This window comes from Paenibacillus sp. CF095, from assembly GCF_900101225.1.
Lineage (GTDB): Bacteria > Bacillota > Bacilli > Paenibacillales > Paenibacillaceae > Paenibacillus.
The window spans coordinates 2053426-2073511 of sequence record NZ_FMZN01000001.1 but is presented as its reverse complement, the minus strand read 5'-3'; the positions used below and the strand labels follow the sequence as shown (position 1 = coordinate 2073511).

General features: G+C 44.0%; 17 protein-coding genes. 13 read left to right on the top strand and 4 right to left on the bottom strand.

Annotation, left to right across the window (positions count from 1 at the left end; translation table 11 throughout):
• Positions 1-26: 26 nt before the first annotated feature.
• The 4 genes from BLS69_RS08970 (at position 27) to BLS69_RS08955 (ending at position 3705) form a co-directional block, all read left to right on the top strand.
• The gene (locus BLS69_RS08970) at positions 27-389 is read left to right on the top strand and encodes a hypothetical protein (RefSeq protein WP_091030558.1); all 363 of its coding nucleotides are present in this window, start codon (positions 27-29) and stop codon (positions 387-389) included.
• Between the two features lie 131 nt (positions 390-520).
• On the top strand, positions 521-1555 hold the full coding sequence (locus tag BLS69_RS08965) for an NAD(P)-dependent alcohol dehydrogenase (protein ID WP_218133563.1): 1035 nt from the start codon (positions 521-523) through the stop codon (positions 1553-1555).
• Between the two features lie 117 nt (positions 1556-1672).
• On the top strand, positions 1673-2263 hold the full coding sequence (locus BLS69_RS08960) for a TetR/AcrR family transcriptional regulator (protein ID WP_091030556.1): 591 nt from the start codon (positions 1673-1675) through the stop codon (positions 2261-2263).
• A 68-nt stretch (positions 2264-2331) separates the two neighbouring features.
• Positions 2332-3705, top strand: coding sequence for an MFS transporter (locus tag BLS69_RS08955; protein ID WP_371129039.1), 1374 nt, complete (start codon positions 2332-2334; stop codon positions 3703-3705).
• A gap of 67 nt (positions 3706-3772) precedes the next feature.
• Here the strand turns inward: BLS69_RS08955 and BLS69_RS08950 are convergent, their stop codons facing one another.
• The 3 genes from BLS69_RS08950 to BLS69_RS08940 all read right to left on the bottom strand — a co-directional run bounded on the left by BLS69_RS08950 (position 3773) and on the right by BLS69_RS08940 (position 6683).
• On the bottom strand, positions 3773-5053 hold the full coding sequence (locus BLS69_RS08950) for a glycoside hydrolase family 27 protein (RefSeq protein WP_091030550.1): 1281 nt from the start codon (positions 5051-5053) through the stop codon (positions 3773-3775).
• A 108-nt stretch (positions 5054-5161) separates the two neighbouring features.
• Complete coding sequence (locus BLS69_RS08945) at positions 5162-6043, bottom strand: AraC family transcriptional regulator (RefSeq protein ID WP_091030547.1); 882 nt, start codon at positions 6041-6043, stop codon at positions 5162-5164.
• A gap of 28 nt (positions 6044-6071) precedes the next feature.
• Complete coding sequence (locus BLS69_RS08940; protein WP_091030546.1) at positions 6072-6683, bottom strand: TetR/AcrR family transcriptional regulator; 612 nt, start codon at positions 6681-6683, stop codon at positions 6072-6074.
• A 138-nt stretch (positions 6684-6821) separates the two neighbouring features.
• Here BLS69_RS08940 and BLS69_RS08935 point away from each other — a divergent pair, with 138 nt between their 5' ends.
• From BLS69_RS08935 to BLS69_RS08920, 4 genes are all read left to right on the top strand, one after another.
• Positions 6822-7583: an alpha/beta hydrolase gene (locus tag BLS69_RS08935; RefSeq protein WP_091030544.1), complete on the top strand. Its 762-nt coding sequence runs from the start codon at positions 6822-6824 to the stop codon at positions 7581-7583.
• A gap of 257 nt (positions 7584-7840) precedes the next feature.
• Entirely contained in the window at positions 7841-8275 is a 435-nt protein-coding gene (locus BLS69_RS08930; protein WP_091030542.1) for a ribonuclease domain-containing protein, read from the top strand.
• Between the two features lie 14 nt (positions 8276-8289).
• Positions 8290-8565, top strand: coding sequence for a barstar family protein (locus BLS69_RS08925; RefSeq protein ID WP_091030540.1), 276 nt, complete (start codon positions 8290-8292; stop codon positions 8563-8565).
• Positions 8566-8840: 275 nt separating this feature from the next.
• The gene (locus BLS69_RS08920) at positions 8841-10535 is read left to right on the top strand and encodes an ABC transporter substrate-binding protein (RefSeq protein WP_091030538.1); all 1695 of its coding nucleotides are present in this window, start codon (positions 8841-8843) and stop codon (positions 10533-10535) included.
• Between the two features lie 121 nt (positions 10536-10656).
• Here the strand turns inward: BLS69_RS08920 and BLS69_RS08915 are convergent, their stop codons facing one another.
• Positions 10657-11526 (bottom strand): AraC family transcriptional regulator, encoded by an 870-nt coding sequence (locus tag BLS69_RS08915; protein ID WP_091030535.1) that lies wholly within the window; start codon positions 11524-11526, stop codon positions 10657-10659.
• A gap of 148 nt (positions 11527-11674) precedes the next feature.
• Between BLS69_RS08915 and BLS69_RS08910 the strand changes: the two genes are divergently transcribed.
• The 5 genes from BLS69_RS08910 to BLS69_RS08890 all read left to right on the top strand — a co-directional run bounded on the left by BLS69_RS08910 (position 11675) and on the right by BLS69_RS08890 (position 19980).
• Positions 11675-13192 (top strand): glycoside hydrolase family 43 protein, encoded by a 1518-nt coding sequence (locus BLS69_RS08910; protein ID WP_091030533.1) that lies wholly within the window; start codon positions 11675-11677, stop codon positions 13190-13192.
• A 7-nt stretch (positions 13193-13199) separates the two neighbouring features.
• Positions 13200-14750 (top strand): glycoside hydrolase family 43 protein, encoded by a 1551-nt coding sequence (locus BLS69_RS08905; protein WP_091030530.1) that lies wholly within the window; start codon positions 13200-13202, stop codon positions 14748-14750.
• 125 nt (positions 14751-14875) lie between these two features.
• Positions 14876-16555 carry an extracellular solute-binding protein gene (locus BLS69_RS08900; protein ID WP_091030527.1) on the top strand — a complete coding sequence of 560 codons (1680 nt, stop codon included), beginning with the start codon at positions 14876-14878 and terminating at the stop codon, positions 16553-16555.
• Between the two features lie 57 nt (positions 16556-16612).
• The gene (locus tag BLS69_RS08895) at positions 16613-18370 is read left to right on the top strand and encodes a sensor histidine kinase (protein WP_091030525.1); all 1758 of its coding nucleotides are present in this window, start codon (positions 16613-16615) and stop codon (positions 18368-18370) included.
• A complete protein-coding gene (locus tag BLS69_RS08890; protein WP_091030522.1) occupies positions 18355-19980 on the top strand; it encodes a response regulator in 1626 nt (541 codons plus the stop codon). Before BLS69_RS08895 ends, BLS69_RS08890 begins: the two co-directional genes overlap by 16 nt.
• Positions 19981-20086 lie beyond the last annotated feature (106 nt).

Genomic DNA, 20086 nt, shown 5'->3' with positions numbered 1-20086 from the left:
AGCGAAGAAAGCGAGGTCTGTACTCCATGGAAAATGTGTCACAAGAAGTTCAACTGGAATCCATCAAAGCCTTTCAATCAACCATCCGCAAATCGGAAAATGCTCTAGCAAATATGATCCAGAAAAGTTCAAATACTACCTTATTACAAAAACGCCTCAAAGCTCTGCATATCGGCGCAGCGTTATTGGAAAATGTCTGGAATCAAAAAGCTCATTCATACACCAAGGAAGATATAGCAGAAGCCCGCCTTGTCTTGATTGGATTGTTTCCATCCCTTGAGAGCATGTATCTCAAGTCCAAAGAAGGTAGCCCTCAAAAGACTCTACTGGAGAGAAGGATTAAAGCCTTCCGGCTAGCTGTTCAAGCCATGGATGATCTCGCAATTTAATCATTTCAACATTCTAAATCTTCAACAAATGAAACCGCTGAATATATTCAACGTATCCATTGTTTGACAGGAAGATTGGGTATGCGTAATGGACCATGGATACACATATGTCTATCGAATGGAGACTGATCATGGGCGAAAAAACGAATAATGCTGGATTACCCCAAGAACGGGGAAATAACACCATGAATGCATTGGTATATGATACCTACGGAACACCAGAAATCCTTCGATTAGAAAAACTAGCCATCCCTATGCCCAAGGATCATGAAGTGTTAATTGAGGTCCATGCCACTTCGGTAAACTCCTGGGACTGGGATCTCCTTCATGGGAAGCCATTCGTTAACCGCATCGGCGCGGTCCGACAGCCTCGTTATCGAATTCTTGGCGCAGATGTCACAGGGCGTGTAATCGCCGTTGGAGCTTCAGCTACACGGTTCAAACCAGGAGACAAGGTGTTCGGAGATCTTTCCGGTTGCGGCTGGGGTGGATTCGCGGAATATGTATGTGCGGCTGAGAATGCCTTGACACCCAAACCTGCGGGTATCAACTATGTGCAGGCAGCAGCTATTCCTCAGGCAGCCGTTCTGGCTTTGCAAGGTCTACGTGATCGGGGGGAGCTGCAAAAGGGACAGCGTGTTCTGATTAATGGCGCCGGTGGCGGAGTCGGAACATTTGCCATCCAATATGCCAAATTGCTTGGGGCTGAGGTGACTGGCGTTGACAGTGCTGAAAAGCTCGATATGTTACTCGCTGTGGGAGCTGACTATGTGTTGGATTATAGGAAAGCTGATTTCACTGCAAAAGGAGTGCAATACGACCTGATTCTGGATGTTATTGGCAAGCATTCGGTTTTTGCTGTGAAACGTGCATTAGTTAAGGGGGGCAGATATGTGATGATTGGAGGTCCAATGTGGCAAATTCTTCTCAATCTGATGTCAGCTCCTATTGTTGCCAGGCTTAATTATAAGCAAATAATACTTCTCATTCATAAACCGAATCATGAGGATCAAGAGGTATGGAAAGAACTTGTTGAATCAGGCCAAGTCGTGCCGATTGTTTATCGGGAGTACGCATTAAGTGAAGCGGCTCAAGCCATTCGGGATATTGGAGAAGGTCGTGTGAAAGGAAAAGCCGTCGTCTCCATCAAGAAAACGGAAGTATGAACAGAAGGGCATCATGAAGGTAGCTTGTCGATTCGTACCTTGACAACAAAAAACTCTTTAGTTATTATTGCATCAATGACAGTGGTTACTGACATTCAGGAAGGAGGGGATATAGACATGTCCATTAGCAGCAATCTAAGCAGTAAAGAAAAATTAATGTTGACGGCCATCGATTTAATTTCAAAAAAAGGCTATAAAAGTGTGACGACACAGGAAATAGCTACAACAGCCGGACTAAGTGAAAAAACCTTGTTTCGGCACTTTGGAACCAAACAAAACTTGTTAGAGACTGCCTTTGACCAATATCATTATGCAGAAGAGATGACAAGGATCTTCAATGAAAAACTCGTATGGGATCTGTATACAGATTTGTTGCTGATCAGCAAGACATATCATACTATCATGAACCGTAACCGCAAATTGTTTATGATTAGCCTGAAGGAAGTAGAGCATCTACCCGGTTATAGAGAGAGAACGGTAAAGCATCCTCAACAACTTTTGGAGATTCTAACCAATTACTTTAATATCATGTTTGATAAAGGAAAGTTGGTTCAAATCAATCCTGAACTGCAAGCTTTTTCATTCATGTCATTGAATTATGGCGTATTCATAAATAATCTCGAAGAAGATGTGCTTTTTCCAGGGCTCTCATTGGAAGGCATCATTACAGAGAGTGTGTGGACGTTTACTAGGGCATTAACTCCCTAGTTTTTTTAAAGTTTTTAATGACAGTAAGTACTGACAGACAATTTATTTTCAAAAGAATTGAGGAGAGTATGATGAACACCAATAAAGAAGCGTTATTGCTCCGTGTTCTTGTTTTCACACTGATCATATCAGTCATGAATGGAATGATGTTTAATGTTGTATTACCTGTGATTGGCAAAGAGTTCCAACTTACTGCTTCTCAAGCGAGTTGGATCGTTACAGGGTATTTGATTGTATATGCGATAGGTACAGTTACTTACGGGAAACTTACCGATAAATACAGCATAAAGGGTCTAATTTCATTTGGTCTTTGGATATTGGCAGCAGGCTCTCTTCTGGGGATTGTGGCTACAGAGTATTGGATGGTTATTGTTGCACGGATCGTACAAGCTGCTGGTGCAGCGGTCATACCTGCATTGGCCATGATTATTCCCGTTCGATACTTCGCACCGGAGAAACGCGGGCAAGCGTTGGGTACCTCCGCCATTGGTATCGCTCTTGGAAATGCTCTTGCTCCAATCGTAGCCGGATTTGTATCGAGTGCTTTAAGTTGGCAATTTCTTTTTGTAATCCCATTGCTTTCTCTTGCTGCGCTACCTTTTTATCGAAAATACATGGATGATGAAAGAGGCGGCAGTGAAAAAATGGATTATTTGGGCGGAGCGTTATTAGCAGGAACGGTTGCTACACTTTTGCTCGCATTAACCCAATCTAATGCATGGTTCCTATTAATCGGGATGGTCTTATTAATACTGTTCATCATGCGCATTCGTTATGCGGAAGAGCCGTTTGTGAAACCCGCTGTTTTTCAAAACAAAGCATATTCAGCTGGAATGGGAATTGCATTCCTTCTGATCGCAATCAGTCCTGCTATTCCATTTACTACGCCACAATTGCTCTCGGAAGTACATGGTCTATCCCCAGCATTGACAGGTGTCATTATGCTACCTTCTGCGCTCGTAGCTGCATTCCTCGGACGCAAAGGTGGAAGGCTTGCGGATGAAAAAGGGAATCCTTTTCTACTTTATACGGCATCTTCACTACTTGTTGTTGGTTTCATAAGCCTATCATTAGTTGTAGGTGCTACACCTGTCTTGATTTCCTTTTTTCTTGTTTTTGGTGTTCTGGGTCAGTCTTATATGCAAATTGCGATCTCAAATACCATTGCTCAGACGCTTCCCAAAGAGCAAATTGGAATCGGGATGGGGTTGCTATCCATGTTTAACTTCATTGCAGTGTCTGTGTCTACTGCTGCCCTAGGAAAGGTGCTTGACGGGGGAAAAACCACGCTTCAACTGAACCCTTTGATTCAAGATAAGACAGCTTTTGTGTACAGTAATATTTTTATTGTGCTCGCTTTGTTTGTTATTGCGATGACCATGTTATATATGCTGCAATTTGGGCGTAAGTCCAAAACTGTTCATCATTCGAGTGCATCTTAACGATGAACATGAAATGAGAGAGAGGCCTGTCTAATGAACGACAGACCTCTCTTTTTCTTTTGCAAACTTAGGAAAACCGATAGAGACGCACGCCGTGCGCAGGTACAGTAGTAACTAAGGAATTCTCTGTAAATTCAGCTGCTTCTCGGCTCCACAATTCGGTACCTTCGGTAATGCTGGATAGTCCGACCTCATCAATGGATAGATCCACAGGTAGAGAATTCTCACCGATGTTGAATACAGCGACGTAAGAGGAACCATCCGCATGCTGGGCAGTCCACACAATAAGATCTTCTTTACGTAAGGCTTCTTTGGCTCCATAACTCTCGCGATGCATTCGCAGAACCTCACGATTGGTCAACAGGGATAGTGTCCAGTCATCATTATCTCGCAGTTCACCACCAAAAATGAGCGGGGAGCGGAAGATACTCCACAGTGACATCATCGTTAATTGCTCATCAGGCGTGAACCGAGTCCAACGATCTGCTCCACCACCGTCTACAGAACGGATACCGATATGACCCAAAGGCAACATATCACAGTCTGGCCAGCAACCTGCTTGGGGAACGCCCTGCCACGTCCGGCAGCGGTCGAACATATCCAATAACAGCGGCCAAAGGTCCCAGAAATCGTCGGTGACACGCCACATGTTGGCATGATCAGCTAAGAATTCTGAGTATTCCACCGGGGCAGGGCCAGGAGAGAGACTTAGTACCATGGGCCGACCGGAGCGCTCAATCGCTTTGGATATCATTTCGATCTCAGGCTGATGGGTGTCATAGAGCCTTGAAGCAGCAATATCGTCCACCTTCACCAAGTCAACGCCCCATTGTGCATACAGTTCAAAAAGCGAATCGTAGTAGGCTTGTGCGCCTTCTTTTGAGCTATCAACACCATACATATCCGTATTCCACGGACAGATGGAATTTGGATGAGCAATATCGCGCGCAGTGGCAGTTGTACCCAGAATCGGAGTAGCCGCATGTGCAGCTTGACGTGGAATACCGCGCATGATGTGAATGCCAAATTGCAGCCCAAGACTATGAACGTAGTCGGCTAATGGCTTAAATCCCTGTCCACCTGCAGCGGAGGGAAACCGATTCTCGGCAGGCATAAGCCGCGAATATTCATCCATGATGAGTGGAACGAACGGACGATATTGCGAAGAATTGGCCAAAGGCTCGTACCATTGAATGTCGACCGTAATATAACTCCAGCCGAAGTCTTTAAGATGTTCTGCCATGTACTCGGCGTTGCCACGAATTTCGTCTTCCGTAACGGCCGCGCCGTAACAATCCCAGCTGTTCCAGCCAAGCGGTGGAGTTGATGCTGCAAGCGTATGATTCATGGGAATGCTCCTTTATGGATTAATTATTGCTCTCGCTCAATTCATCATAATAAAGGATTTTATTAATATCTACAGTAATGTTGAGTATGAAATAGCAAAATATTGCGGTTAGTCGAAGAACAATTTACGGTACACAAGGCTTTCTCCGCCACTACGAAATTCACCTGGCGTAACGCCGGTTATGCTGCGAAAGGCTTTGATAAAATAACTTCCGCTGGAATAACCGACTTGCTCGGCGATGACTTCAATGCTAAGCGTAGTTCCGCGCAGCAGTTCCATTGCTTTCTCGGTACGTACACGGGTCAGATAAGCACCAGGCGTCAAACCTGTACTGGAGGAAAAGCGACGTATAAAGTGATATTTGGAAAGGGAAACATGCTCCGCAAGGTGATCGATACTGATCATCTTGGAGTAGTTGTTTTCTATGTATTCAACGGCTATTTGAATGTTTTCAGACCAATTCTCCCTGTTGCGCAACGTTGTTTTCTGTAATCGAGTCAATTCTGTCATGAACTGATATACGCTGGATGATGCGATCAGAGGATCGGTGATTCTGCCTGCCGCCGCATCAGTCACGATCATCCGCAACAGTCGGATAGGTGTACAATCAGCGGGAAGATAGGGAACTTCTTCAGCTTCCCGAAGAAATTTTCGCCAATGGGGCAGAATAAGAGTGGGCCTGAACAGCAGGAACAGAAACGCCCAAGGTTCTTTTGATGCTGAATGGTAGTAATAGCGATGAACTCCTGGAATTTCTGCCAAAAAAGCTTGTCCTGCGGTAACATGATGAATGCGATTGTTCGACTCAAATACACCTTCACCCGAGATTGTATATTGGAATAACAGGAGAGGCCCGTCCGAACGTTCGAGTCCATCCCAATGATAAGAAGGATCGGTTATTGAATCACATCCTGCCGCATACAGTACACACAATTGGAGCTCCTTGTCTTCGGCGAATCGAAACCCATAGGTTCCTCTAGGGATATTCATGTCAGCTCTCCTTGTTGCCCTGAAATTTTTACTGCGCTCCGCGAATGAAAATATCTACTAGCTTCTGGCCAAGCGAAAAGTTGGAACCATATTTATGAAGGTTATCTTCCCGATTACCCATTAACATCATAGTCGAGAAGGTCTCTGCCAGGAAAAACGGATCGTCCGTCCGCAGTCTGTTTTCATCCATTGCCCGTTGGAAATGGGAGGCTAACACTTCGTGAATCTGATGCTCCGCGTTGCGTATATCCTGAATTTGAGCTGGTTCAAGAAAAGGCTCAGCTTCTCTGAGCATGGTTTCAATCTCCGCATGTGGATTGCCCAGTCTGGCCTCTGCCAATCGCACAAGCCCCGACTCCAGATTCTCGGCGTGATCAAGGATATGCGAGGTTAACCGGCTCACATTCTGTAGCATTGTTGTAAAAGCAACCTTAAAAAGCTCTGGTTTGCTGGTGAAATGATAATAAATGGTTGGTTTTGATACGCTACATGTTTTGCCAATCTGCTGAAGCGTGACTGTTTCGTAGCCATACTCCATGAATAACTGTGAAGCAGTTTGAATAATGGTTTGCTGAATTGAGATATCGTCGTTGCCATGTTTGGGTCTTCCAGGCAATCGTTTGTGTGTTTTTTCTGTCATTGGACTTCCCTCCATGAATATTTTATGACAAATAACGATAGTAAGCAAAATCAACTTGTAATTATACTTACCGGTAAGTATAATTACGAAGAGTTAAAAAAGACATATCATTATCCTCATACTAAGGTGGTTTTAAGGTTGAAAACAGCACAACGTACAAACAAATGGAAAAAGATAATCATGTGGACGATCCTGTCCATCGTTATCATCGTGGCCGGCGTTTTCGTATATCTCAATTCGGTTACGTATAGTCCTTCTGAACGAGCGGAAACGGCGATGAGAAGTGATGCTCAGGTTAATGTCACTAAGATTAAGGACGGTTACCGATTTGAACCCGTGGGTACAGAGATAACCAAACCGAATATTATTTTTTATCCAGGTGGTCTGGTTGAACCTGAAAGTTATTCTCCACTTGCCAGAGAAATGGCAGAACAGGGTCACCGCGTATATATCGCAAACATGCCAATAAACTTGGCGATTTTCGGTAAAAACAAGGCTGATTCCTTTATCGAGGAACATCCTAACGAAGCGTTTGTTATTGGTGGCCATTCGTTGGGAGGGTCATTTGCATCACGGTATGCTGCGGAGCACAATGAGAAGTTGGAAGGCGTCTTTTTCTTGGCTTCTTATGCAGATGAAGGAGGTAGCTTGAAGAATACGGACTTGTCTATCTTACAGATTACAGGCTCGGATGACGGAGTGCTTAACAGGGAAGACTGGGAGAACTCCAAAGCAAATCTTCCGGAAGACACGACATATGTGAGTATTGAGGGTGGAAATCACGGTCAATTTGGCTCATATGGCATGCAAAAAGGAGATAATCAACCTGCAATTACGGAAGAAAAGCAGTTGGAAGAGGTAGTTATAGCCCTTGAGAACTGGATGGGCAAATTAAAATAATGTATTAAATGAATGTATTGAATGGTAATGATCGTGGTACGATTAAAGTCGCTATTTTAGCGACTTTTTTTGTTGTAGAATAAGAGTAATGCTTCAATGGAGCAGGGTAACAGCCTTTAATGATTGAATTTCAACTCCATAATAGACTTATAGAATTGCTTTAATTACCACAAATCGTTAACATTAGAAGCGTTGTCATCGAAATAGCAGCAAAACGGAAGGCAGCAAGAGCAGGAACATCAAAAGGAGAAAAGATTATGTTTTTCAGAAAATTTGCTTACACATTAGTGATCATCCTCGCTGCATTATTGTTCTCGGGTTGTACGTCAGAGTCTGTGCTTGATCTCGGATCACCTCAAGTTTCGGAGGATATGGGATTTGATGAGGTTGCCAATTATATCTCGGAGCACAATGAACTCCCGCCAAATTACATTACCAAGAAAGAGGCCAGAGAATTGGGCTGGGAACCAAGTGAAGGGAATTTACATGAAGTCGCTCCAGGCAAAAGCATCGGCGGCGACGTGTTCAGGAACCGGGAAGGATTACTCCCCAACAAAAAAGGCCGGATATGGTACGAAGCGGATATAAATTACTCAGGAGGACGGCGCGGAAGCGACCGAATTCTATACTCGAATGACGGTTTAATCTACCAGACGACAGATCATTACAAGTCATTTGAACAGTTAAAATAAACGGAGGAAATGATATGAGCATCATTCAGATTAACGGAAACGACTTTCACAGTAAGGAAGAGCTTCATCAAATTTTGCAGAACCAGCTTGAGTTAGACGAGAGCTATGGAGGCAATTTGGACGCACTATGGGATGTCTTGACTGGGGCTGTAAGTATGCCGCTTACTGTTCAATGGATTGGTTTTGAGAAAAGCAAAGAGATTCTTGGAGATTACGCTGACCAACTCATGGAATTGTTGCGGGATGTGGAAGGTGAGATCCAAGGATTTACGTTGGAATTATATTATTGAAATGTAGGTTTGGCTTTATGAGGCGATGGGCAACCATCGCTTTTTTGGTCTTCACATTTTTACTGAGACTTATGTCTAGATCATGCTATTTTCATGGCTTAATAATCAAGGTTGGGGTTATTAGACTTCCTTATACTTTAAACATGGAATAGGGTAGGCAGGATTGTAATCGTTTATTAACGGTTGAATATGTAAGCGTATACTATTTCAAAGTGAACCATCGTAATGTCTGGATTGGTTATTACGACTAACACCATTTAGGGGGCAGAAAAATAATGAGAGCCGTTTCAAAAATGCTAGGAGCATGTCTCGTAACAATTGTTGTGTTAGTTTCCGCCGGTTGCGGAAACGCTGGAGAGAATTCCGAATCAAATACGAGTGACCCCAACAGCCCGATCACATTTACATTCTTCGGCGCAGATGCAAGTCCGAACTGGAACAAAATGCAGGATGCTGTAGGGAAGAAAATTACGGAAGAAACCGGTGTAAGTATTGATGCAGAATTCGATATTTCGAGCGGAGGAGGAAACGACCGCATTTCCCTGATGGCTGCCAGCGGCGATTATCCGGATTTGATCTTCCCAAAAGGTAACTTGACCAGACTCGTTGATGCCGGGGCAATGATTGATTTGACGGATCTGATCGAAGAACACGCCCCCAATTTGAAAAAGATTTACGGTGAGCACTTCAATCGGTTGAAATACAGCAATGACGATCCTTCAATCTATTGGATTCCAACGAATGGTGCGATTGATCAAGTCAGCTTCGATGCGACGAATGGTACTGCCATTCAACATCGTGTAGTCAAGGAACTCGGGTATCCTGAGATCAAAACCTTAAACGATTTCGAAAAAGTGCTACGTGAATATTACAAGAAACATCCGACCACAGATGATGGCCAACCCACAATTCCGCTGACGCTTAGTGCAGATGGCTGGCGGCGAATGATCACAGTTACTGATCCCGCTGTCATGTCTACTGGAGGACCTGGAGATGGTGAATATTTCATCAATCCGGATACCTACGAAGCCGTTCTGCATTACAAACGTCCCGAGGAGAAGGAATATTTCCGGTGGTTGAACAAGATGTACAATGAAGGCTTGCTGGACAAGGACAGTTTTGTTCAGAAGGATGACCAGTATAAGTCCAAAATCGCCAGTGGTCGCGTGTTATCCTTGCTTGATCCAAGCTGGGGATTCAGTGATGCGGAAAATGCTTTGAAAAGCGCAGGAAAAGACGATATGACCTACGGATTCTATCCGGTAACGTTAGATGAGAGTTTTCAGCGGAAAGATTTCCAAAATATCGGCTTTGATGGTTATGGCATTGGCATAACAGTCGATTGTGAAGATCCTGTCCGTGCCATCAAATTTTTGGATTGGATGTCTTCTGAAGAAGGGCAATTATTGAGAAACTGGGGCGTTGAAGGCGAGCAATATAACGTGGAAGACGGTGTTCGCACCATCCCGGCCGATGTACAGGAACGTAAAAACAAAGACAATAACACATTCACCAAAGAAACCGGAGTAGGCTTGTATTACATTTTTGGTGCTCACTACGGGGATGGCGTTAAAGATTCAACGGATAATTACTATACAACGAATTATCCAGAACAGATTCAGCAAAGTTATTCTGATGAGGAGAAAGAAGCTTTGAAAGGTTATGGCATCACGACATGGAAGGACTTGTTCCCTTCCGAAGAGGAGTTCCCGGTGAAAGAGTGGGGCGCTGCTTACAATATGCCGATTCCTTCGGATAGCGGCGATTATAACGTTGTGTACCAGAAAACGCAGGATATTATTCAGAAACGGATCGCCGAAGCGATTACATCCTCTCCAAGTGCCTTTGAAGGCATATACGACAATATGATTACCGAACTTGATAATGCAGGTGCAGTAGGCATGGAACAGCAGTATACGGAGTGGATTAAAGATCGCGTTCGATTGTGGACAGGTAAAGAGATCAATTAACTTGCGGATATAATCACAGTAATGCACTGTTTGCAGATCTGAAGTATATCAAGAACTTAAAAAACATCGAGCCATGCAGGATGGCTTGATGTTTTTTAGTTTACATTGAATGAGCTTGTCATTATTGTGGCAAAGCTTCCATTGCATCACGTCTTTGTTTGATATATCTACCGGGGGAGATGCCGACCATTTTGGTAAAACTGCGAATAAAATTGGCATAGTCACTAAAGCCCGATTGAAAGCATGCATCCGTAATACTCATTCCTTCTGACAGGTGGAATTTGGCCCGTTCAATACGTCGACCCAAAATGTAGGAACGGATTGTCAATCCAGTATGCTTTTTGAACTGGCGGCTGATATAAGTACTATTCATGTAGAACACTTCGGCAAGTTTGCGAAGCGTAATGTCTTGATTTAGATGTGTTTCAATATAATCCATGGTTTCACGAACAAGTTCAGGCATAATGTCATTGGGAACAAAGGAATTGTTATGGAACCAGACGTTAATCATGACCAACAATTGGGCTACGGCTGCATTTATTTTGATATCGGTGCCATAAGCATCGGAAGCAAGCAATCCTTCCAGTTCGTTCGTACATTGCAGCATCTGCTTCATGTTATAGTCGTCTAAATGTACGATGTTGCCTGTTCCTTTGGGGCGATGATCAAAACATGACGATAGATTGGTTGATGCTGTGGAAAGCTGAAACAGATATGTTTTTTTGAGATTGATTGTAATTCGCTCATACTCAGATTCATCCAGAATAAAGGCTCGGTGCATCTCCTCGGGTGACATCACAAGCAAATCGCCAGGCTGTACATGGTAACATCGATTTTCTACATAAAAGTGAACGTTGCCACGAAGAAACAGGTAGATCTCGTATGCATTATGGCGATGATAGATCGTTTCCAGCTTATACGTCGTTACGCTGTGTAGATATAAGAGCTCAGGCTGGATGGGATCATAAAAACACTCAGAGGATCCACTCATAAAGTACCTCCCGTCATTTGACGCAATAAATAGAGCGGTTAACGCAATGAAATTGTACTCAGCTTACCTTAAAATGTAATCATCCTATCATGTTACCTTTTGTATTGCAAACGCTTTCTCTAAAAACGATTATAGGGGGATTCTTTTGATGAATCATCATTCCACACCACAAGCTGGTGAGCAAAAGCAAGATCAAGCTGCCAATCTGGAGAGTATTCCAGGGGAGATTGGAAAGCTTCGTCCCAACGGTAACCCTTTGGTGGCCCACAAATTCGGAGCCGATCCCTATGCTTTGGTATTTAACAATCGAGTCTACTTATATATGACTAGTGATAAGCTGGAATATGATAAAGACGGTCTTCCTCAGAAAAACAGCTACAGTTCAATCAACCGGATTACGGTCATTTCTTCGGATGACTTAATCAACTGGACCGATCATGGGGAGATCAGAGTTGCTGGACCTCAAGGCGCAGCAACATGGGCTTCACAATCCTGGGCCCCGGCAGCTGCTCATCGAATACTGGATGGCAAGGACTGTTTCTTTCTTTATTTCGCCAACAATGCCAGTGGAATAGGTGTACTGTCTGCACCGACACCTGTAGGTCCATGGATAGACCCTATAGGAAAAGCACTTATTACAAGAGAAACACCGGGAGTGGAGGAAGTAACCTGGTTATTCGATCCGGCTGTCATTGTAGATGATGATCATCAGGCCTACATATACTTTGGTGGTGGTATTCCGCAGGGAAAAGCAGAAAGACCTGATACGGCAAGAGTGATGAGATTGGGAGACGATATGATCAGCGTTGTTGGCATAGCAAAGGTGATTCAGGCGCCTTATATGTTTGAAGATGCTGGGATACATAAATATAATAATAGTTACTACTTTACGTATTGCTCCAATTTTGTGGAAGGTAATCGGCCAGAGGGCAGCCCACCACCTGGTGAAATTGCATATATGACCAGTGTTCAGCCGATGGGGCCATGGACATATCAGGGGACGTTGCTCCAGAATCCAGGCCACTTTTTTGATGTTGGCGGCAATAACCATCATGCTATATTCCAACTGGCCGATCAGTGGTACATTGCCTATCATGCTCAGACATTAAGTCAGGCCATGAATATTCCCGATGGTTACCGTTCAACACATCTGAATCGAGTTGAGCATGATGAGGCCACGGGTAGGATTCAGAAGGTACATGCAGATTATCAGGGCGTAGATCAGATCAAGTGCTTCAATCCCTATGAGCGGGTAAGTGGTTCGACGATTGGCTGGAGCAGCAGAGTAACAACAGAGCAATATCTTGACTCTGCTGAGAGTTCTGCATCCGATTCGAATATCATGTCCGCTAAGCTGCAGAATGACAGTTGGATAGCTATATCCAAGGTGGACTTTGAAAGTGAAGGACCCACAACCTTCACAGCCACGATTGCGAATCAAGGAACCGAAGGTACGTTAGAACTTCGACTTGATCGTGCAGACGGACTGTTAATTGGAGAAATCATTGTTCCGCCTGCGACCGAATCCCTTCAATGGATGGAACTAACAACTAATGTTACGGGTGCGAAAGGTGTGCAAGACTTGTATATTAAGCTTAAAAGTTCAACAGACAGCCCAACCATCCTTTTAAGAGAATGGAAGTTTAATAGAAAAAATGAGGTGTAATTAAAGCATGTATCCGAATCCGATTATTTGGGCCGATTACCCGGATCTTGACGTTATTCGTGTAGAGGACACATATTATATGGTCAGTACAACCATGCACATGATGCCGGGATGTGTCATCCTGCGTTCATATGACCTGATCCATTGGGAAGTAGCCACATATGTATACGACACATTGGACGATACGCCTGCACAACGGCTGGTGGATGGTCATCACGTTTACAGTAAAGGCATGTGGGCTGCATCGCTCCGCTATCATCATGGGATGTTCTATGTGATCTTTGTTGCGAATGATACTCGTAAGACATACTTGTATACATCGACCTCCATCTCGGGAGTTTGGAAGAAGCAGATCGTGGAAGGGTTCTACCATGATTGCTCCTTATTCTTTGACGATGATGAACGAGCATATCTCGTGTACGGTAATACCGAGATCTATCTGACCGAATTAAGCTCTGATCTGTCCGGGCCCAAACCTGGTGGAGTGCATCGCTTGATCGTAAAAGACGAGCAGCCTCATCACCTTGGTTATGAAGGAGCACATTTTTACAAGATCAATGGTAAATATATTGTGTTCCTAATTCATATAACGAAAGCTTCCGGACGGAGAACACAGGCGTTTTATATGGCAGACTCTCTGGAAGATGTCTTCACTGGTGGAGAAGTATTTAATGACGATATGGATTATTTCAATTCAGGTGTTGCTCAGGGCGGGATCGTAGATACGCCGGATGGAGACTGGTATGCCATGCTGTTTCAGGATCATGGGGCTGTTGGCCGGGTTCCTGTTTTGGTTCCGCTACACTTTGATCAAGGTAAACCGGTCTTTGCAAACAAAGCGCCGAAACAGATTGATATCCCAAGCACAAGACCAGAGCACCGTTATAACCCGTTAGTAGGTAGCGACAGTTTCAATTATCAACCCGAAGAAGATGGAAACATCCGACTCCGTGATTTTTGGCAATGGAATCATACACCTAATCATGAACTCTGGTCCGTTACAGAGAAACCGGGGGTGTATCGTGTTCGAACGGGACAGATCAGCCCAAATCTGACATTTGCGGTAAACACACTAACCCAGCGTTCAATGGGGCCCGCTTGCGAAGCAATGGTTACGCTTGACGGCAGTCGTCTGAATGATGGGGATTATGCCGGCTTGTGCTTTCTAATCGGTTCGTACGGTATGATCGCTCTTACGAAGCAGGATAGCAAGTTTTACTTGGTCATGCATGCCAGAGATAGTGAAGATTCAACCATATTTGGCAATCTGATCGACCAGAAGCCAGCCACTGAACATGAACGTATCCCGGTATCAGATCCAGTAGTTAAACTGAAAGCATTTGGAAATTTTGAGAATAATCTGGATGAGTGCTCTTTTGCCTATTTCGATGGGATGGAATGGAGAGATATAGGGATTGTCCATAAAATGGTATATAAACTCGATCATTTTATGGGTTGCCGAACGGGGTTGTTTGTATATTCAACCCAAATAGCTGGAGGAACAGCTGACTTTTCGAATTTCGAATATCGTGTGATTCATCCTGATGAGAAGCAATGAAATATGTAAAAGCCGCCCAACGGCGGCTTTTCGTATTCAATGAGTACAAGTTGTTGTACAATGATATGGATTCATAATTGACAGAGAGAAGAGAGTTGTTCAAACCGAACTGGGGGCATGTCGTCATGTATAAGAGATGTCTGGACATAACAAGATGGACCTTCATTCTGTTCCTTGCTGTGTCCATACCAGCAGGTCATACCGAAGGTAATACCAAACAACATCAACCGCAGCAAGAGGGTCAGCAGATTCAACTTCCCGCTACGTATGAAAAGTATTCTCCTCCCATCGTAGTCTCTTTTGTCAGGGAAACCGGAGATGACCTTGAGCGCATGATTAGTCAGTTACCCGGTGAGACGATACTGGATAATCGCTGGACTCGTTTGTACGAGAAAGAGCTAGGTATTCAAATTCACTATGACTGGATTGCTAATGGAGATGTATACAATCAGAAGTTGGGTGTCTCCCTTGCTGCAGGACGTTTTCCAGATGTAGTGAAAGTTAATCCATATCAACTTAGACAACTGAGCAACGCTGGAATGATCGAAGATTTAACCCATGTGTACCAAGAGTATGCTTCCCCACTTACAAAGAGTATATTGGAGGCGGAGGGAAGAGGAGCATTTGATGCGGCAACCATTGATGGCAAACTCATGGCTATTCCCGAATCATCTTCCTCGATTGAGACTGCGCAGTACCTGTGGATTAGAACCGATTGGTTGGAGCATTTGGGGCTACGGCCGCCTGAAACGATGGAAGAACTTCTCCAGGTTTCGAAAGCGTTTACAGAAGGGGATCCCGACGGGAACGGAGAGCAGGATACGTACGGACTTGCGCTAACGAACCATCTTTGGGATCCAGTTATGGGAGCTGCAGGCTTGATGTCAGGCTACGGTGCCTACCCTAATATATGGGTTAAAGATGCAGAAGGAAACCTCACTTATGGAGGTATACAGCCTGAAGTTCGAGAGGCTCTGAAAGCACTGCAAACGTTGTATCGTGAAGGCCAACTTGATCCGGATTTTGGCTATAAAAGTGGAAGCAAGGCGTTTCGTTTAGTTCAGGATGGAAAAATAGGGATGCTCTACGGCGAACAGTGGACATCCTTTATGCTTCAGAGCACCCGTGATACAGGTATAGATGTAGAATGGCAGGCATATCCCATTGTTGCCAAGTCGGACCGGAGTCTGTTCGTACCGCTACGTTCCAACACGGGGCAATATTTTGCTGTAAAAAAGGGCTTCTCTAATCCGGAAGTTGTTGTAAAGCTCATGAATCTGCATCTGGACATCAACTGGGGGGATCAGGCACAGTATGAAACATACTACAATGACGACTCCCGAGCTGTGTGGATGCTTTCACCAGTAACTCCTTTTCCCGGTAATAAAAATATAGATGCATACAAACAAATTCGGGATGCCAGAAATACAGGAGACTTCTCGGCTCTGCAGAATGAAGCTCTCGCCATTCACAAACGCATTGTGGCCTATGAATTGGAAGATGTAGAGAGCGGATGGGGCTGGGAACAAACCTATGGGCCTTCGGGTGCTTTTAGCATTGCAGATTCTTACGAGAAGAACGGCCAACTACTCTATGATCAGTTCACGGGCGGAATTACGGACACGATGGTTGATCGACAAATTATTCTTCGGGATCTTCAGCTTGAAGCCTATATGAACATTATTCTAGGCAGGTCGATAGATGAGTTTGATCAATTCGTTGAGAATTGGCGCAAGCTGGGGGGAGATCAGATCACATCGGAGGTTAACGCGTGGTTTCGCACCAGCAAGCCAAAGGAGCGCTAATGTTCACTTTATTCTTACAAGGAACCCACTCAGCCTTTGGCATTGGAGGTGAATGCATTGATCAAGATCCCTGCTAAATCATGGTTTAACAGTATATTTGCGCGATTAATAATCACCTATCTGGTATTTGTGCTCCCCCTTATTCTTCTTGGCGTGTATCTGTATCATTGGAGTTATGACAATGCAAGCCAGGAAATATCATTGTCAACGGAAAGACGTTTGAACCAATATGTGGTGGAATTAAACAGAGAGATAGAATGGATGGAATTACAGCAGTTTGATATCGTTGAGGATCGAAAACTCAATCGTCTGGCCATTCTCTGGGACATGATGGATCAGGTTGAGCGGCGTGATACATTAAATTACCTGACTGAACGACTCGCTTCATTTAAGAATAGCACTGCTTATATCAAAAACGTTCATGTACATATCCCTTCTGTTGGCAAGAGTATATCCGCGATCCAAGGCATCGATGATTTCAATAAAAGTTCATATCTATATTTCAGTTCAGGCATGCAAGGAAAAGGTACACGTTTCACTGTGAAAGAGGACGCCTTGAACTTAAGTGCCGTCAGATTGACAGGCACGAGAGGAGAACCCCCGCTTTTTGTCATTCAGGTGGAGCTGGATACATACCATTTTCAGAATGAACTCACACGGCTTAATTTGTACCCGGAGAGTTCAACTTTTCTGATTGAGGACAAAACGGGGCATGCCATCACAGATAAACATCAAGCTAGTGTTATTCTCGCGAATTACCGCGAGCACAGTGTAAAGGGTACACTTGATGGCTTTCGGATGAAAGTCGGGGACACCATGTACCATGTTAGTCAGTTGCATATGGACTCCCTGGGCTTATCCGTAGCTACATATCTACCTGAGGCAATTGTTACCAAGCCACTTAGCAAGTTCTATCATTGGGCTTGGCTGTTTGCAATTACATCATTTGTTGCCATCACGGCGTATCTCTATTCAAGTTACAAGTTGATTCATATCCCGTTACTGTTGTTGGTGAAAAGGTTCAAAAAAATGGAGGGAGGCATGCTTGATGTCCCCATTGCGCATAACCGAAAGGATGAATTTGGCTTCCTCTACACCCGTTTCAATCTAATGATTGAAAATCTTCAATCCCTTATCGACCGTGATTTTAAGAAAACACTGATGATGCAGCGGGCCGAGTTGAAACAGCTCCAATCGCAGATTAATCCTCATTTTCTGTACAATAGCTTCTTTATTCTGAATTCACTCGCAAGGACAGGAGAAACCGAACGTATTGAGCAATTCACGAATATGCTCGGAGAGTATTTCAGGTTCATTACCCGGAATGAAACCGATCATGTGAAGTTGAAAGTGGAAGTTGAGCATTCACGAATCTATACAGAGATTCAACAATTACGATTCTCCAGACGAATCAAAGTTGATTTTGGGTCACTACCTGCGGAGATGGAACATATTAAAGTTCCCAGACTCATTATTCAACCCATTATTGAGAATGCCTACGAACACAGCCTTGAAAAGAATACGGACTCCGGACTTCTAATTATTGGGTTTAATATGGAAGGTTCATATGCCGAGATCACCGTAGAGGATAATGGTAATGAGTTGGAAGAGCAACACATTCAAACTCTTCAACAACGCTTGCATAAGGACGGAGGTACAGACGAAATGACCGCGTTAATAAATATTCATCGGCGTCTGATCCTGACGTATGGAGAAGGAAGTGGCCTTTTCCTATCCAGAAGTGAACTGCAAGGGTTAAAAGTCACAATTCGAATCCAGTGGAAAGAGGGAGAAAACGAATGTATCGACTTTTGATTGTAGATGACGAGGAGATTATTACGGATAGTCTCTATGAAACGTTTGCCAGACATATACCCGACCAGCTTGACGTATGTAAAGCCTACTCTGCTACAGAAGCATTGTCCTGGATGCAGCGTTCGAGAATTGACATTGTTCTAACGGACATCCGCATGCCGGGCATGAGTGGCTTGGAACTGACAGAGCTGATTCAAGCCAGTTGGCCGAATTGTCGCGTCATTTTTCTGACAGGACACAGCGATTTTGATTATGCATATCAAGCTTTTCAGATGGCTAACGTGCGTTACTTGCTCAAAACGGAAGGTTATGACAAGGTGATGTCTGTTGTAGAAGATGTGATGGAAGAGATCCGGCGAAGTCACAGCATGGTTGAGTTGTTGGAACATTCTCATAAAGTCAACTCACAGCTTGCACTGATTCAGCAAAAAGAGTATTTGCGGAAGTTACTTCAAGATTGTACAGCGGTTATAGATTCTACTATGGATATGCAGGACGAATTATCCAAACGAGATATAAGATTACAGATCAACTCGCCTGTTTATCTCATACTGGGTCGGTTCAATAATCTGCCAGAAAAAGGTTCGGACCTCTCACAAGTTCAAGAATCTGTGCGCATTATCGGCTCTTCTCTGATGAATGAACGTACAGTGAGCGCAAGTGTAACGGACCATTATGGGGATACGATCTGGCTGCTTCAGCCGAAGCAGGAGGAAGAGATGACTAATGATAAACTTGTGCGATTTCTAGAAGGAACACTGGAACTGGTACAGGAAGCATGCATGGTATCACTCGGCGTATCCATTGCTTTTTCATTAAGTAGTCGCAGCTGCAATTGGTCCGAGTTAACCAAACAATATGAACGTCTGCGATTACTCCAGTGGATGAAAATTGGGGATGGTGTATCCATGGTACTCACGGATCATCGTAATGATCTCTCATCTGATGTACCCAAAGAATCCATGCGGATCTCAAACCGGATCGAGATTATGTCAGGATATTTGGAAACGGGAAGAATTCAGCCATTTTACGATATATTTGAGGAGCTTGCAGGCGAACTGCTGCAACAGGAAATTACGATGGAACGTGCCATGGAGACATACTACAATCTGGCCTTATTATTGCATTCAACGATCAATCGCTGGGGTCTTCAACAGAAGATCCCGGATCAACGAAGCTTGTTGCACTTAGGGGAGTATACATGCATGAAGGATGCAGTACAATTTCTATATCGTGCTGCCGATGAACTGGTACGCTACAAAAGATCAAATGAACAGGAACGCGCTAACGTTGTAATTCATTCCTTATGCAGTTATGTCAAGGAGAACCTGGAGAAAGATCTTTCTCTGGTGAGATTGGCAGAACTTCATCATTTTAATCCATCCTATCTGTCACGATTTTTTAAGCAGGAAATGGGAATAAATGTGTCAGAGTTCATTGACGACTGCCGAATACGGAAAGCCAAAGAATTGCTTCAGAACACAAATCTTATGGTACGTGAGGTCGCACTTCAAGTGGGGTATGAGGCTGCACATTCGTTTACCCGACTTTTTAAGAAAATAACGGGAATGACTCCCCAAGAATACCGGGAATCCCTTTTGGTACGTTAATGGTGAATACTCTGGAATTGACCAAACCCAAACAACCACAAAAAAACGCAGGAAGAAGAATACATCCTGCGTTTTTTTGTGGTTATTATCTAATTGATAAACAAAC